Raw genomic sequence first — 15226 nt, 5'->3', positions numbered from 1 at the left:
CCCCCGATGCTATGCCGCCGCCTCCGCCGTGTCCTTGCGTCCCCGCAGCCACACGTACACCGGGATCCCGGCGAAGAGGAACAGCACGCCCTGGTACACGGCGGCGTACCCGGCACCGGCGATCAGCCAGAACGAGAAGCCGAAGGAGAGGACCGCGACCGTGAGGTCCCGGGCGAGTCCCGCGGGACGGACACGGTCGCGGGTGCCGCGGGCCAGCCAGTACAACTGGGCGGCGGCCGACAGCAGGTAGGGCACGCAGCCGGTGAACGTCGTGATCAGGACGAGGACGCGGAAGGTGGTGTCCGGGCCGGCCGTGTAGTTGAGGCCGATGAGGAGGGTGCCGAGGACCGCGCAGGCCCACACGCCGAAGCCGGGGACGCCGCCCTTGCCGAGGCGGGCGAAGGGCGCGGGGAAGAGGCCGTCGCGGGCGGCGGCGTACGGCATCTGCGCGGCCATGAGGATCCAGCCGTTGAGGCAGCCGGTGATCGAGGCGACGGCGACCAGGGCGATGGCGGTGCCTCCCCAGCCGCTCCCGGTGATCGCGTTCACGGCGTCGGCGAAGGGGGCGCCGGAGTCGACGAGCCGGTCGTGCGGGACCAGCCCGAAGACGGCGATGGTGCCGAGGACGTAGACGAGGGCGGAGGCCAGGGTGCCGAGGACGCTCGCCCGGCCGACCGTGCGCTCGGGGTCGCGGACCTCACCGGCGCTGACGGCGGCCGACTCGACCCCGAGGAAGCTGTACAGCAGCAGGGCGGCGGAGGCGGCGAGCGCCCCGGAGACGCTCTGACCGGATGCGTTGAACGGGCCGAAGTTGTCCGCGTCGACGAAGAACAGGCCGACCGTGGCGAGCAGGAGCAGCGGGACGAACTTCAGGATCGTGGAGACGACCTGCACCGTGCCGACCCAGCGCGTGCCCGCGAAGTTGGCGGCTGCGGGCAGCCAGAGGGCGGCCAGGGCGACGAGGGCCTGGAGGGCGTGGTTGCCGTGCAGGGGTATCAGGACGTCGACGTAGCCGACGACCGCGACGGCCAGGGCGGCGATGCTGACCCAGCACATCGTCCAGTACGACCAGGCCGACAGGAACCCGGCGAACTCGCCGAAGGCGTCCCGCGGGTAGACGTACAGCCCGCCGGTGACCGGGCTGCGCCGTGCGAGCTTGCCGAAGAGCAGCGCGAGCAGCACGGCTCCGACCGAGAGCACGAGGAAGGCGAGCAGGCTGACCGTGCCGTAGGGGGCGACGGTGGCGGGCAGGGCGAAGATGCCGCCGCCGATGATGTTGCCCATGACGAGGGCCGTGGCGGCGGCGAGGCCGAAGGTGCGGCGGGGAGCGGGCGCCGCGGGGGCGGCCGGCTCGGCGGGTTCGGCGGCCTCGGTGGGGCTGGGGACGGTCATGAGGGTTCCTGTACAAGCGGAGGGGGAGGGTCCTGATCGTAACCGCCATCCCATATGCTGGTCGACCTGTTCATGTAATGGACACATTCGGCTGGGGGCAGCGGGCGGATCTCGGTTACGGTCGTTCGCATGACGAGCACCATCACCCTCGCCGAAGCCCTTGCCGCCGGGACGGTCGTTCTCGACGGCGGTATGTCCAACCAGCTCGAATCGGCCGGGCACGACCTGAGCGACGAGCTGTGGTCGGCGCGGCTGCTCGCGGAACAGCCGGAGGCGGTGACCGAGGCACACCTCGCCTACTTCCGGGCGGGGGCGGACGTGGCGATCACGGCCAGCTACCAGGCCACGTTCGAGGGGTTCGCCAAGCGCGGGATCGCCCGCGAACGGGCGGCCGAACTCATGGCGCTGAGCGTGGAGTCGGCCCGGGAGGCGGCCCGGCGGGCGCATGTCCCGCGGCCCCTGTGGGTGGCGGCCTCGGCCGGTCCGTACGGGGCGATGCTCGCGGACGGTTCGGAGTACCGGGGGCGCTACGGGCTGAGCGTGGACGAGCTGGAGCGTTTCCACCGGCCGCGCCTGGAGGTGCTGGCCGCGGCCGGGCCCGACGTCCTCGCGCTGGAGACGGTCCCGGACGCGGACGAGGCCGCGGCCCTGCTGCGGGCGGTGCGCGGGCTCGGGGTGCCTGCCTGGCTGACGTACTCCGTCGCCGGTGACCGCACCCGGGCCGGGCAGCCGCTGGAGGAGGCCTTCGCCCTGGCCGCCGAAGCGGACGAGGTGATCGCGGTCGGGGTGAACTGCTGCGCTCCGCAGGACGTGGACGGCGCGGCCGCGACAGCGGCACGGGTCACCGGCAAGCCGGTCGTCGTCTACCCCAACAGCGGCGAGACCTGGGACGCCGAGGCCCGCGCCTGGACCGGTCGCTCCACCTTCACCGTCGGCCAGGTGAAGGGCTGGCAGCAGGCCGGGGCCCGGCTGATCGGCGGCTGCTGCCGGGTCGGGCCGGACGGCGTCGCGGGCATCGCGGAGGCGCTGGAGGCGGCGTAGCACGGCCGCCGTCCGTACTCCCGGCAGTCCGCGCACGCCCCTCCTCCACCCCCACCCCGCACTGCTAGCCTCCGTCATGGGAACCGGTTGCTACGGCATTGCCGCAGTTCCCGCGGGGGTGGGCGCGGACCGGCGCCCGGGAGAGACGAGGCAGGCATGACGAGGAAGAGCGGGGACGCGGGCCGCAGCACCATCCGGGACGTGGCGGCGCGCGCGGGGGTCTCCGCGTCGACGGTGTCCCGGGTGCTGGGCGGCGAGTATCCGGTGAGCGCGGCGACCCGAGGGCGCGTGATGCGGGCGGTCCGCGAGCTGGACTACGTGGCCGACGCCCGGGCGAAGGCGATCGCCGGCGCCGGCACGCCCACCCTCGCCTTCGTCCTGGAGGACATCACCGGCCCGTCGTTCGCGCACATGGCCCACGGGGTGGAGCGCGAGGCGACCCGGCTCGGCCATCTCTGCCTGGTGTGCAGCACGGAGGGCGACGTCCGGCACGAGCTGGAGTTCGTCGAGATGATGCGCGCCCAGCGGGCCGCCGCCGTGATCCTGGTCGGCGGCGCGGCCGACACCCCCGAGTACCGCGAACGCACCCACCGCATGGCCGACTCCCTCGCCTCGGCCGGTTCCCGCCTGGTCCTGTGCGGCCGGCCGCCGCTGGACCCGGGTGCTCCGGTGACGGTCATCGAGTACGACAACGAGGGCGGCGCCTACACCCTGGTCGCCCACGTCCTCGCGCAGGGCCACCGCCGGGTGCTGTACCTCGGCGGCCGGGCGGACCACACCACGGCCCTGGGCCGCGAACGCGGTTACTTCGCCGCGCACCGGGCCCGCGGCCTCGACCCGGACCCGTCCCTCGTCCTGCACGGCGACTTCACCCGGGACTCCGGCCACCGCCTGATGCAGCAGGCGCTCAAGGACGGCCTGGAGTTCAGCGCGGTGGTGGCGGCCACGGACATGGTCGCGGCCGGTGCCCTCACCGCCCTGCACGAGGCGGGCCTGACGGTGCCGGACGACGTCTCCCTCGCCGGCTACGACGACATCCCGTTCGCCCGCGACCTGCACCCCGCCCTGACGACGGTGCACGTCCCCTACGAGGAACTCGGCCGCCTCGCCGTTCGCACGGCACTGGAGCGCACCCCGGGCGCCCCGGACGAACACCTGCTGCTGGGCACGCACGTGGTGGTGAGGGGCTCGGTGGGGCCGCCCCGGGCACACTGAGCCCTGCGGGGCCCGCTGAGCCCGGCCCACCCGGCGGAGTGAGCAGCCGTCAGTGGCGCCGCAGGGCGCCGGAGCGGCGCAGCCGCCGTACGGCCGACCGCAGTTCGGTGGCGCGGTTGGGCGAGACATCGGCCGGGACCGTCACGGGTGCGGGTTCCGGGGGTCTGAGGGCGTCGGCCTGCCAGAGGGCGAGTTCACGGTCCCGGGGGCCGTACGCCGTGTAGGACACGCCGTCCTCGGCATCCGGTGCGCGGTCTCCGAACACCCTCACCGGATGCCTGTCGTCCCAGCGTTCCCAGCCGGGGTCGCCGTCCGTGGCGAACCGGACCCAGGCCGCGTGCATGGCGTCCGCCAGCTCCTGCGGCGCGCCCTCGCCCGCCAGTTTCTTCGACTCCGCGGCCTCCCCGGTGTCGAAGACGAAGCCCAGCTCCAGCGCGTGGCAGGAGCCGAGGCCGGGCAGGTTCGAGGGCCAGGCGAACTCGTAGACGTACGACGGTTCCGTGCGGGCGTCGGCCAGGTGGTGCAGGGGGAGGCGGAGCAGGTGGTCGGTGACGAGCTGGCCGACGATCTCCGCCGTGCCGGCCGCGGGGTGCAGGGTGCGGTAGCCGCGCGGGACCTCGCCGCCGCAGTGGCAGCGGGCCATGGCGCCCGCGACGGCGACGGCCCCGAGGCGGTCGACGCGCTCCAGGAGGCCGCCCGGCACCAGCCACAGCCGGTACTCGTCGCGGGTCCAGCCCAGCAGCAGCTCGACGCCGGGGGCGGCGCCGCCGTCCGTGAGGGCCTCCAGCGGGTCGCGGGGGACGACATCGCCGTCGACGACGAGGCCGAAGGCGGGGCCGCCGACCACCGGGCTGCTCCGTTTGCCCACCTCGGCCTGGGTGCGCAGCAGCAGGTCGCGGTCGACGGCGGCGAAGGCCTCGGCGGTGGCGGGGATCTTCAGCCGCGCGGCCATCCTGCGCACCATCCGCCGCACCTTGGCCCGCTCGGACGCCTCGGGCGGTCCGCTCTGCAGGACGGCCCGGCGCACCAGCCCCTGGGTCTGCGGGGCGGCGATGAGGGCACCGATGCTGATCGCCCCGGCGGACTGGCCGAAGAGGGTGATGCGGCCGGGGTCGCCGCCGAAGGCCTCGATGGCCTCGTGCACCCAGGTCAGGGCGGCGATCTGGTCCCGCAGGCCGGGGTTCGGGGGCGTGTCCGGGAACAGGCCGTAGCCCTCGACTCCCAGCCGGTAGTTGATGGATACACAGACCACGCCGTCGCGGGCGAAGGGGTGGCCGTCGTAGACGGGTACGGCGGAGGACCCCCTGGTCAGGGCGCCGCCGTGCAGCCAGACCAGGACGGGGAGGCGGGCTCCGGGGCCGGGCTGCGGGGTCCAGACGTTGAGGTTGAGGCAGTCGTCACCCGGCACGACCGGGTCGGACAGGTAGTGGGCGAAGGCGTCGGAGTACGGCGGCTTCGGCGGGGTGGGGCCGAAGGCGCCGGCGTCGCGGACACCGTCCCAGGGCGGCAGGGGCACGGGCGGGCGGAAACGGCGGGGGCCGAAGGGCGGGGCCGCGTACGGGATGCCGCGGAAGACCGCGACACCGCGTTCGTACCGGCCCCGCAGGGCACCGAAGGGCGTCCTCACCACGGGGTCCGTCTGGTCTGCCGTCATCCGTCCACCAGCCTCCTCACCGCGCTCGTGCACCGTGAAGATCAGAGCAACTCATTCTGTTCCGGTATTCCGGTGCACGGGCGGATGAGGAGGACCGTTCGGGTTACTTGGCGTACATCAGCGTGCCGAATCCGAGCTGGTCGAATCCGCCGCTGGTGGTGCCGTAGTCACCTCCTCCGCCCTCGGGGGCGACGGAGAAGCACATCTGGGCGATGTACTTGTCGTCGAGGAGCAGGCGCCGCCCGTAGTGGTAGTGGAGCATCGCCCAGACCGGGCGGACCTGGCCGCGGGATGCGGAGCCGAGCACGGTCTGCGACTGCTGGGCGCAGTTCTGGCCCGTGCCCCAGGTGTAGGTGGTGAACGGCACGTCCATGTTCAGGTTGTACTTGGCGACGTACTGGGCGGCCTTCATGAAGCGGCGGCCGTCGTACGAGTAGAGGTCGTCGCCCTGGTTCCAGGCCATTTCGCAGAGCGCGCCCATCTGGCCCATGCCCATGACGGTGTGGCCCTGGTCGCGGCCGGACTCCTGCCACTGGCCGAGGTCGTAGCCCTCGACGTTGCCGTACAGGAACGGGACGGCGTGCTGGATGGAACCGTTTCCCGCTCCGGACTTGAAGTAGGTGACGGCCTGGTCGTACTTGGCGGCGTTGTCGGTGAGGATCCCGATGGCCATGACGGAGGCCATGTTGCACAGGTCCCAGTTGGCCCAGTAGTTGGTGATGCAGGCGTCGTTGTGGCCGGTGAGGAACTGGTTGTTGAGCGGGTAGAAGACCCTGACCATCATGTCCTGGGCGGCGGCGAGGTCGAACGCCGGGTGATCCCGCATGAGTTCGCAGGCGTTGGCGAACTGCCAGCCGTAGAGGCCGGCGGCGAGGAACCGGTCGGCGTTTCCGGTGACCGTGGTCAGGGTGCGGGACCAGGCGTTGAGGATGTTCGCGGCGCACTGGGCGTTGGCCTCGGTGCCGGCGACCTTCCAGCGCAGCGCGTTCTGGTAGGCGGCCGCGATGTCGTTGTAGAGCTGCGGGTAGTTCTCTCCGGTGCCGCCGCGGATGACGGTCGCTGTGGCCCGGTTGGTCCAGGTGGACTGGGAGTGGGAGTTGGCGGTCAGTCTGTTCCAGCCGGACAGCCAGGGGTCGTCGCCGGCGGCGACCCTGACCTTGGCGCGGTTGATGTCGCCGGCGTTGTGGAGCATGCCGGGGTGGGTGAAGGTCGCGGGTGCGGCGCCGGCCGTGGTGGCGGTGGCCGTGGCGCCGACGGCGAGGGCTGCGGTGAGGCCGCCGGCGGTCTTGAGCAGACCGCGGCGGCTCACCCGGCCGCCCTCGTGATGCGTGTGGGGGGAAGTGCGGCTCATGTGGGGCTCTCCGATCTGTGGAGTACTACATGGGGGTGATGCTCACCTCGTCGAACTCGGTGGTGCTGCGGGCCAGGGGGTCGCGGGAGCAGACCACGAGGCCCACGTAGTAGGGGGCGTCACCGAAGCCGGGGAGGTCTCCCTCGGCGAGGGGGGTCCAGGTGGCGCCGTCGTCGGTCGAGGCGGCCGCGGTGAAGTGCGTACCTGTGCGCTCCAGCCGCAGCAGGCAGGGAGCGGTGACCGCCGCGTTGCCGGTGAACGTGGACTTGCCGGCGACGGTCGGGCGCAGCATCAGCTGGGCGCTCGTGCCGCCGGTGACGATCGCCCCGGCCGCCAGGTCGAACGGCGACAGGGACTTGGCCATGAGCAGGCCCACCCGGTCGCCGGCGGCTCCGGCGCGGGAGACCAGGCGGGCGGTGACCTCGCAGTCGCCGCTGACGGGCCGCCGTGCGAAGTGGCCCGTCATGCCCTGGTTGTTGACGGTCAGGTCGGTCCCTGCGCCCCGCACCACGAAGGTCCCGTCCTTGTGGGCGGTGCTGCCGGGGGTCTGGACGGCGACCACGCCGAGGGTGCCGTAGGCGCGGTCGTCGAGGATGACGTCGCCCAGGTCGCCGTGGGTCCAGGGCGCGGGCGGCGGGGTGCCGACGGTGAGGGTGAGGGTGCCGGTGGCGTCCCCGGCTGCGTTGCCCGCCGTGGTGGTGACCTTGAACTCGCCCGTTTCCGTGGGTGTTCCGGAGATCAGGCCGGTGCGCCGGTCGACGCGCAGGCCGTCGGGCAGCCCGTCCGCGGTGAACCGGATCGGTTCGTGCGAGGCGCGCAGGAGGTGCTTGAAGGGCTCACCCTTGTTGGCGAACGCCGTGGGGGCGGAAGTGAGTTGCGGCTTGGCCGGGGTCGGCATCGTCGACGTGGCGGGCTCCGACAGGGGGCCGCGTCCGGCGCAGTTGGTCTTGGCGACGGCGTAGTGGTACGTCGTGCCGGGGGTGCCGGTGGCGTCGGCGTACCGGACGCGGGTGCCGAAGCCGACCGCGCCGATGCCGGTGGCGATCGTCTCGTAGGGGCCGTCGGCCGCGGCGCGCAGCACCTTGTAGCGGGCCGAGAGGTCCGGATCGGTCCAGGCCAGCTCGACCGCGTCGGCCCCCGCGACGGCCCGCAGGTCACCGGCGGCCGTGGCCGGGCGGGGCACGGACCAGACCTCCCCGGCGGTCCGGGAGACGACGCTGACGTTGTCGAAGGCTCCGGAGCCGGTCTCGGCGTACTCCTCGTCGACGCCGAGGCAGGACGTGAGGGTGAGACCGACGTACGCGGTGCTTCCCAGCTCCACGTCGGCGGTGCCCACTTCGGTCCAGCGGATGCCGTCCGGTGAGATGGCGCCGGTGCAGCGGTCGCCCCGGCGGGTCACCCGCACCCAGTACGGCATCCGCAGCCGGTAGCCGTCGCCCGCGCCCTCGACGTACGGGGCCTGGAGTGGGGTCGCCGACTCGGGGAGGTCGCCGAGGGAGGAGATCGGGAAAGCGGCGGCGGTCGTGATCGTCTGCTGCTGCGAGGGCGGCACGGGTGTGCTGCCGGTGCCCCTGACCGCTCCCCCGGCCATCGACCGTACGCTCCACACACCGCTCCAGGTGTGCAGGGGCAGGCCCTGGATCAGCATCGCGGCGTGGGCGGCGTCCGCGTCGAGGCCCGCCCGTACGGCGACACCGATCTTGGAGTACTGGGAGCTGAGCGGATACACGATCCGCGCGGTGATCGTGCCGTCGCCGCGCAGCGGCAGGTACGCCAGGCGGTGGGTGTCGGCGGTGCCGGACGCGGCCAGCACGAACCGCTCGCCGTCGAAGAGGGCCGAGCCGGGGATCCTGACGCTCCCGATGTCCCGCGTCTTCCAGGGATCGGGCAGTTCGGGAACAGCTGCCGTCCAGGCGGACCTGGCGCTGGTGCCCTGGGAGTTGACGGCTGTCACCGTGTAGTAGGAGGGCCTGCCCGCCCGGGCGTCCGGGTCGGTGTACGCCGGCTTGTCGAGACCGGTCGCGATCTTTTCGTACGGTCCGTCGGCCCTGGTCGCCCGCAGGACCGTGTACGACTCGGCCCACGCCGGCGGCAGCCAGGTCACGGTGACGGACTTGTCACCACCCACCGCCGTGACACCGGCCGGAGCCGTGGGCTTGTCCGGGGACGGGGCTGTCGTCCCCGCGAAGGTGAGAGTGCCCCAGCTCGGCAGGTCGTCGTTGCTGCCCTCGACCACCCGGGCACCGCCCGTGCCGCGGAAGACGGCCGCCTTGGTGTAGGGGGCGTCGAGGCCACGGACGCCCGCGTAGTGCGCGTAGGCCATCTCGTAGATCGGCGGCAGGTTTCCGCGTCCGACGGCGGAGACCGACTTCTTGACGTACTTGCCGGTGCGGTCCAGGTCGGGGACGAAGGGCACGTCGCCGCCGAGGTTGTAGCGGGCGGCGTACTCGACGTTCTTCAGCAGCCGGTTGTCGTCGAAGGCGCACAGGTCGACGCCCTGGTTCCAGGCGACCTGTGCCGCGTCCGCGAGCAGACCCACGGCGAGCTGCTCGTGGCCCTGGTCGCGCCCGGACTCCTGGCCCTGGCCGGCGTCGGTGACGATGCGGTGCCGGACACCGCCGTTGCCGGCTCCGGCGGCGGCGAAGCGCAGGGCGTCCTCGAAGAGGGTGGGCTCCTCGCAGAACACGCCGATGGCCAGGATCGACTGGACGGACGTCAGGTCCCAGTTGCCGTTGGCGTAGAGCATGTAGCCGGAGATCGCGGGATACCAGACGCGCAGGAAGGACTCCTTGCAGCGGGCGATGTCCTCCTGCGTCCAGCCGTCGTAACCGGTGTACTGGAGCAACTCGGCCGCGTTGACGAGCGTGAAGACCTGGAGCCCTGCGCCGAGCGGCCCGTCCGCTCCGGTGACGGCGGTGAGGGACGCCGACCAGGCGTTGAGGATGTCGCGGGACTTGTCGGCGTAGGCGCGCTCTCCGGTGATGCACCACATCAGCGCGGTCTGGTAGGCGGCGGCCGAGTCGGCGACGGCCTGGTTCTGGAAGTTGGTGGGCCCGCGCCCCCAGGTGGTGATCTGGCCCGTGTTCTGGACGGCGTACGTCGCCTTGGAGCGCGCGTGGGCGGCGAGGGCGAGGTAACCGTCGTAGACGGGGGTTTCCCTGGCGGCGACCGCGGCCTTCATCCGGGCCAGGTCGTCGGCGCTGTGCAGCAGCCCGGGGTGGGTGAAGGAACGCGTCGTGATGCCGTCCGCGCCGGCGGCCCGGGCCGCTGAGGGGAGGAGCAGTCCGCTCGCGCCCGACGCAAGCAGCAGGGCGGCCGCACCGCCGAGGAAGCCCCGGCGGCTCGGTGCGGGGATGCTCATGGCGCTGTTTCTCACGGGGTCGGTGCTCATGACGCGGCTGCCGCCTCGGCCTCGGCGGTGGTGAGGAACTTGAGGTTCGTCACGTGCTCGTTGACGAACATGGGCACGCCGTCCGAGGCCAGATACCACTTCGGCTTGCCCGTGCTGTCGGCGATCACCTTGCCGTTGACGCGGAGGTTCTCGAAGGTGACGTCCTTGATCGCGTGCTCCGCGTCGAGGCCGGCGATGATCGAGAGGTCGGCGTTCTTGCCGTTGTAGCTGAGGTCCTTGATGTAGACGGACTCGATGCCGCGGCCTGCCGACGTGTTGTACTTCGGGTTGAACTCGACCCGCATGTGGAGGAGCTGGCCCCAGCGGAAGTCCTCCACGCGGATGTCGTCGAACCTGACGTCCCGGACGATGTTGCTGTCGCCGACCATGAAGGCGATGGCGCCCTGGTAGGTCACCTGCGGCTCGCGGTGGTCGAGGATGTCGATGTTCTCGTAGCGCAGGTTCTCCAGCACTTCTGGGGTGTCGGAATTGCCGTGCACGCCGATGTTGATGGGGTGGGCGACGTCGGCCCAGAGGGAGCAGTTCTTGACGGTAATGTTGCGGGTGTCGCCGTAGAAGTCCCAGCGGTGGGTGTAGAGAGCGACGCAGTCGTCGGAAGTGCGCAGGAAGCAGCCGTCGATCGTGACGTTCTCGGAGCAGTAGAGCTGGATGCCGTCACCCCATCCCTGGTGACTGAAGGCACGCAGATTCTTGATGGTGAGGTTCTCGGACTCGGCGACCCTGATGTTCTCGTACCGGGGGTTGAGGATCGTGATGCCGTCGATCGTCACGTTCTCGCACTTGCGGACGAAGACCGCGCCGCCGGTCGTGTCGTAGACCACGCCGCGGCCGATCAGCCGGCAGTTCTCCACCCCCTCGAAGATCACGCTGGAGGTGAGGACGGCGCCCGGGGCCAGGTAGACGGTGGTGCCGGTGGGCACCTTCAGGGTTCGGTCGGGGTGGGTGTGCAGACCCGGCCCGAAGTACATGACCTTCTTGTCGCCCTCGGTGGGCACGTCCTGTTCGATCGGGTTCGCGAACAGGTGCAGGCAGTCGAAGATCTTGTCGTCCATCTGGACGACGAGGTTGCGGGGCCGGTCCAGGGTGAAGCGCGCGGTACTGCCGAGCACCTCGGGCTTGATGCCGTACGAGTCCGGGCGGACGCGGACCTTCTCGCCGCCGCCCGGGTTGTACGTGACCTCGACCTCGACCGTGCCGGAGAAGTCGAAGGCGGCCCAGGAGGAGCTCTGGGCTCTGTTGCTGCCGGTGTTCGCGTCGATCAGTGCGAGCTTGGCAAGGTAGACGCCGAGCTTCTGCCAGGTGCCGCCGAGCGGCCGGACCTTGACGGTGAAGGAGTTGTTGACAGGCACCTTCGGAAGCGTGGGGTGGATGACCACGCTGTCGCCGGTGGTGCCGTTCTCCGCCGTGGCGGCCTGTGCGGTGCCGGCGATGCTGCCGGCCAGGCCGGCGGCAGCGATGACACCGGCGGCCTGGAGGGTGGTCCGGCGTGACAGGGGCGTGTTCATGCGCAACTCCTTGCAAAAGGTTCGGTAAGAGGGGCTACTTCAGTCCGGTCGTGGACATCCCGGCGACGAACCCGCGCTGGGCCACCAGGAAGATCAGCAAGATCGGCACGACGTACATCACGGAGGCCGCGGCCTGGAGGTTGGCCACGGGGGTGCCGGCCGAGGTGACGTAGGTGGACATGACCGCCACCGCCAGGGTGGACCTGTCGGTGGAGAGCAGCAGCTGCGGGGCGATGTAGTCGCCCCAGGACCAGGTGAAGGCGATCACGAAGCTCGCGGACAGCACCGGCCAGGACTGCGGCAGGAAGATCCGCCAGAAGATCGTGCCGTAGCCGCATCCGTCGACGATCGCGGCCTCCTCCAGTTCGCGGGGCAGGCCGGCGAAGAACTGGCGGAAGAGGAAGACCAGATAGGGGGCCGCGGCCAGTCCCCAGAACACCCACGGCCAGTACGTGTCGACCATGCCGAGCTTCGCGAAGATCAGATAGGTCGGCAGCAGCGTGATCATCTGGGGCAGCATCATCGAGCCGATGAGGATGCCGAACAGCGTCTTCTTGCCGGGGGCGTCCAGACGGGCGAAGCCGAAGCCGACCCAGGCGGAGCTGAGGGTGACGAGGGTGGCGTAGATCAGCGCGATGATCAGGGAGTTGCGGGCGTAGCCGAGGAAGTCGATCAGGTGGAAGGCGTCGGCGAAGTTGTGCCACTGGACATGGCTGGGGAGCCAGTGCACGGGGGACGCTGCCAGTTCCGCGGGGGTCTTCAGGCCGCTGAGGACCAGCCAGCCGAAGGGGCCGACGAACAGGCCGGTGACGGCGACGAGGACCGTGTAGAGGACCAGGCGGTGGACGCGTATCCGCACCCGGGGCGCGGAGTCGGGGGGCAGACTGGTGGCGGTCACTTCTTCGCCTCCGGGTCGACGTTGTAGAACACCACGCCGGACGTGAACCTGAAGATGAGCCCGGTGGCGATGAGGATCAGGACGAAGAGCACCCACAGCAGCGCGGAGGCGTAGCCGTAGCGGCCGAGCGCGAAGTACTGCGAGAACACGTGCATCATGTAGAGGTAGTTGGACTGCGGCAGCGCGGTGACGCCCGCGGTCGTGCCGTCCGGGGTCAGCAGCAGCGGCATGATGGTCTGCACGGACGCGATCACACCGGTGACGGTCTGGAACAGCAGCACCGGCGACAGCAGGGGCACGGTGATGCTGCGGAAGGTACGCCAGGCGCTCGCCCCGTCGATCCGGGCCGCCTCGTGCAGTTCGCGGGGCACGTCCTGGAGCCCCGCCAGGGAGATGATCATGACGTTTCCGGCGGCCCACAGCACACTCATCAGCAGCACGTAGCGGGCGTAGGGGTCGGCGAGCCAGCCGAGCGCGTCGAAGCCGAAGAGGGTGAGGACGCCGTTCGCGGCACCGGAGTTCTGGTCGAAGAGCGCCTTGAAGGTGAGGCCGGCCCCGACCGGCGGCACCACGGCCGGCAGGTACAGCAGCGTGCGGAACAGCCCGCGTGCCTTGATCGGCCGGTTGACCAGGACGGCCAGCCCCAGCCCCGCGATGATCGACAGCGGCACCGACGTGATCGCGAACAGACCGGTACGGCCGAGGGACTTCCAGGTCTGCGGATCGGAGAACAGTTCGCCGTAGTTGCCGAGGCCGACGTAGCGCCAGTTCGGCGAGATGCCGTCGTACGTGGTGAAGCTCAGCCACAGCGCGTACGCCATCGGCACGACGGTCAGCAGCAGGAAACCGATGGTCCAGGGCGCGGTGAACAGGTAGAAAGCGCGATGCCTGCGGCCCGTCATGGAGATCCGGCGCCGCTCGGCCGGTGCCGTGCGGGCGGGACGCGCGGCGGGGCGGCGGCCCGGCCTCCCGGTGACGGGTATCTGCTCGACCGTCATCCCACTTGCTCCTTACCGCGCTTCAGCTGCTCGTTCATGACGGAGTTCAGGCGGCCCGCCAGGGCGTCGACGGACATGTGACCGTTCATCGCGGCCGGCGCCTCCTGGTTGAAGAGGGCGTAGAGCGAGTCCGCCGAGGCGTACGGCGTGAAGGCGATCACCGAGAAGTGCTTCAGCTCGGCGTTCTGCACCTTCAGCACCCGCTTCTGGTAGTCCTCCTGGGCGGGCATCAGCGGGCGCAGGGACTTCAGGGTGGGGATGCCCCAGCCGCCGGAGGCGCGGGCCCGGGCCGGTCCCTCGCCGAAGAACCACTCGAAGACCCGCCAGGCCGCGTCCTTGTTCCTCGCCTGCTTCGGCATCCAGAATCCGGTGCCGGCCTGGCAGGGGCTGACCCGCCGGCCGCCCGCGAAGAGCGGGGCCGGGGCGAGGCGCGAGAGCGGCGCCAGCTTCTTGTCCGTGTTGATCAGACCGCCGAGCCAGTAGCCGGAGTTGGACATGGCCATCCGGCCCGCCTGGTAGGTCGGGCCGTCCCAGGCGTTGGGGTCGGGCTGGACGATGCTCGGCCCGACCCTGCTCCGGCCGTACTCGACGTACCAGTTCAGCGCCTTGCGGGCCTCGGGGGTCGTGAAGTCGATGCGGGAGAAGTCGTCGCTGAAGAGGCTGCCTCCTGCGGACGCCGTCAGACTCGCCAGCAGGTTGGGGGTGAGCACGCCCTGGTAACTGCCGCCGAAGACGACCGTCTGGCCGTTCTTGCGCCGGGTGAGCCGCTCCGCGTTCTCCAGCCACTCCTCGTAGGTGACCGGCTCGGTCTCCGGCGGGTGGTCGACGCCCGCCTTGTCGAAGAGGGCGGTGTTGTACCAGTACATGGAGTCCTGGGAGAAGTCCTTCGCCATGCCGTAGCGGGGGCCCTTGCCCTGGGTGCGGCCGTCGTAGCGCCACAGGTCGTTGACCGGGTCGAGGTCACCGGCCTTGAGGACGCGGCTCCGGGCGAAGTAGGGGTCCAGGTCCTCCATCACATCGCGTGCCGCGAAGTAGGGGGCGTCCGTGGCGCCTACGCCGCGCACCAGGTCGGGCGGCGCGCCGTTGGTCATCATGCCGATGAGCTTGGTGATGTCGTAGCGCACCGTGACGATCTTGACGCCGATGTCCTTCTGGGCCTGCCGGATCAGTTCCGGGGAGATGTCGTCGGGCTTGGCCATCACCGTGACGCTCTCGCCGCCGCCACCGACACCGCTGGAGACCTGCATCGCACAGCCGTTCAGCGACGCCGCGCCGGTCGCGGCGCCGGCGGCCGAGAGGGCGAGGAATCGGCGGCGGCTCAGGGAAGCACCAGCACGTGGGTGCATGAACGCACCACCTCCTGCTCTTGCTGTTCGAGATACCGGCCGAATGACGGAGCACCGACCGGAGAAGGTCGCATGACAACCGTGTGACATCTGTGTGGCAACCGGTTGTTGTGCGTGGGGCAGAGCTTCTTCCGGCCTGGATGACCCGTCAAGAGCCTGAGCCGATTTTCGAAAAGACTTTTGACCGGGAGCGGAGGGGAACCGGTTGCCACATGGCTCGTCAGCACGCCATCGCACCGATGGCGGGCCACCCGGGGCTGACTCCTCGCCACCGAAACCGCAGTAATCGATTTCCGGAAACAGCAACGGCACGCGGTTGTGCCACGAGCGCGGCCCCGCATCGACGCCTGCAAAGGTAGCCCCGGCCGGGCGATTGACCACCGCTTCCCGACAGATCTACGGTAGAAGGCGCTT

Annotated in this window: 10 protein-coding genes; 2 read left to right on the top strand and 8 right to left on the bottom strand. The window is 70.9% G+C overall.

Annotated elements, in window-relative coordinates:
• Positions 1-9: 9 nt before the first annotated feature.
• On the bottom strand, positions 10-1392 hold the full coding sequence (locus RFN52_RS31595) for an amino acid permease (RefSeq protein WP_184851303.1): 1383 nt from the start codon (positions 1390-1392) through the stop codon (positions 10-12).
• Between the two features lie 129 nt (positions 1393-1521).
• Between RFN52_RS31595 and mmuM the strand changes: the two genes are divergently transcribed.
• Both mmuM and RFN52_RS31585 read left to right on the top strand, forming a co-directional pair.
• Entirely contained in the window at positions 1522-2433 is a 912-nt protein-coding gene (gene mmuM, locus RFN52_RS31590) for a homocysteine S-methyltransferase (protein ID WP_184851301.1), read from the top strand.
• Positions 2434-2589: 156 nt separating this feature from the next.
• Positions 2590-3648, top strand: a complete 1059-nt coding sequence (locus RFN52_RS31585) for a LacI family DNA-binding transcriptional regulator (RefSeq protein WP_184851299.1) — start codon at positions 2590-2592, stop codon at positions 3646-3648.
• A 49-nt stretch (positions 3649-3697) separates the two neighbouring features.
• On the opposite strand, the gene RFN52_RS31580 is transcribed toward RFN52_RS31585, so the two are convergent.
• The 7 genes from RFN52_RS31580 to RFN52_RS31550 all read right to left on the bottom strand — a co-directional run bounded on the left by RFN52_RS31580 (position 3698) and on the right by RFN52_RS31550 (position 14812).
• The gene (locus tag RFN52_RS31580; protein WP_184851297.1) at positions 3698-5302 is read right to left on the bottom strand and encodes a carboxylesterase/lipase family protein; all 1605 of its coding nucleotides are present in this window, start codon (positions 5300-5302) and stop codon (positions 3698-3700) included.
• 103 nt (positions 5303-5405) lie between these two features.
• Positions 5406-6653, bottom strand: coding sequence for an alginate lyase family protein (locus tag RFN52_RS31575; protein WP_184851295.1), 1248 nt, complete (start codon positions 6651-6653; stop codon positions 5406-5408).
• A gap of 25 nt (positions 6654-6678) precedes the next feature.
• Positions 6679-10014, bottom strand: coding sequence for an alginate lyase family protein (locus RFN52_RS31570; RefSeq protein ID WP_184851293.1), 3336 nt, complete (start codon positions 10012-10014; stop codon positions 6679-6681).
• A 26-nt stretch (positions 10015-10040) separates the two neighbouring features.
• Positions 10041-11570 carry a glycosyl hydrolase family 28 protein gene (locus RFN52_RS31565; protein WP_184851291.1) on the bottom strand — a complete coding sequence of 510 codons (1530 nt, stop codon included), beginning with the start codon at positions 11568-11570 and terminating at the stop codon, positions 10041-10043.
• 34 nt (positions 11571-11604) lie between these two features.
• Complete coding sequence (locus tag RFN52_RS31560) at positions 11605-12468, bottom strand: carbohydrate ABC transporter permease (protein WP_184851289.1); 864 nt, start codon at positions 12466-12468, stop codon at positions 11605-11607.
• Positions 12465-13466, bottom strand: a complete 1002-nt coding sequence (locus tag RFN52_RS31555; protein ID WP_184851287.1) for a carbohydrate ABC transporter permease — start codon at positions 13464-13466, stop codon at positions 12465-12467. The genes RFN52_RS31560 and RFN52_RS31555 overlap by 4 nt, the downstream gene beginning before the upstream one ends.
• Positions 13463-14812 carry an extracellular solute-binding protein gene (locus RFN52_RS31550; protein ID WP_184851285.1) on the bottom strand — a complete coding sequence of 450 codons (1350 nt, stop codon included), beginning with the start codon at positions 14810-14812 and terminating at the stop codon, positions 13463-13465. Before RFN52_RS31550 ends, RFN52_RS31555 begins: the two co-directional genes overlap by 4 nt.
• Positions 14813-15226 lie beyond the last annotated feature (414 nt).

Origin of the sequence: Streptomyces collinus, from assembly GCF_031348265.1 — a bacterium.
Classification (GTDB): domain Bacteria; phylum Actinomycetota; class Actinomycetes; order Streptomycetales; family Streptomycetaceae; genus Streptomyces; species Streptomyces collinus.
Note: the sequence above shows the minus strand (reverse complement) of the source record. Positions and strands in the feature narration are given on the sequence as shown.

Excerpts from the sequence above, each read along its gene's own strand:
- RFN52_RS31595 (WP_184851303.1), bottom strand. The coding sequence starts at position 1,392 with ATGACCGTCCCCAGCCCCACCGAGGCCGCCGAACCCGCCGAGCCGGCC.
- mmuM (WP_184851301.1), top strand. The coding sequence starts at position 1,522 with ATGACGAGCACCATCACCCTCGCCGAAGCCCTTGCCGCCGGGACGGTC.
- RFN52_RS31585 (WP_184851299.1), top strand. The coding sequence starts at position 2,590 with ATGACGAGGAAGAGCGGGGACGCGGGCCGCAGCACCATCCGGGACGTG.
- RFN52_RS31580 (WP_184851297.1), bottom strand. The coding sequence starts at position 5,302 with ATGACGGCAGACCAGACGGACCCCGTGGTGAGGACGCCCTTCGGTGCC.
- RFN52_RS31575 (WP_184851295.1), bottom strand. The coding sequence starts at position 6,653 with ATGAGCCGCACTTCCCCCCACACGCATCACGAGGGCGGCCGGGTGAGC.
- RFN52_RS31570 (WP_184851293.1), bottom strand. The coding sequence starts at position 10,014 with ATGAGCATCCCCGCACCGAGCCGCCGGGGCTTCCTCGGCGGTGCGGCC.
- RFN52_RS31565 (WP_184851291.1), bottom strand. The coding sequence starts at position 11,570 with ATGAACACGCCCCTGTCACGCCGGACCACCCTCCAGGCCGCCGGTGTC.
- RFN52_RS31555 (WP_184851287.1), bottom strand. The coding sequence starts at position 13,466 with ATGACGGTCGAGCAGATACCCGTCACCGGGAGGCCGGGCCGCCGCCCC.
- RFN52_RS31550 (WP_184851285.1), bottom strand. The coding sequence starts at position 14,812 with ATGCACCCACGTGCTGGTGCTTCCCTGAGCCGCCGCCGATTCCTCGCC.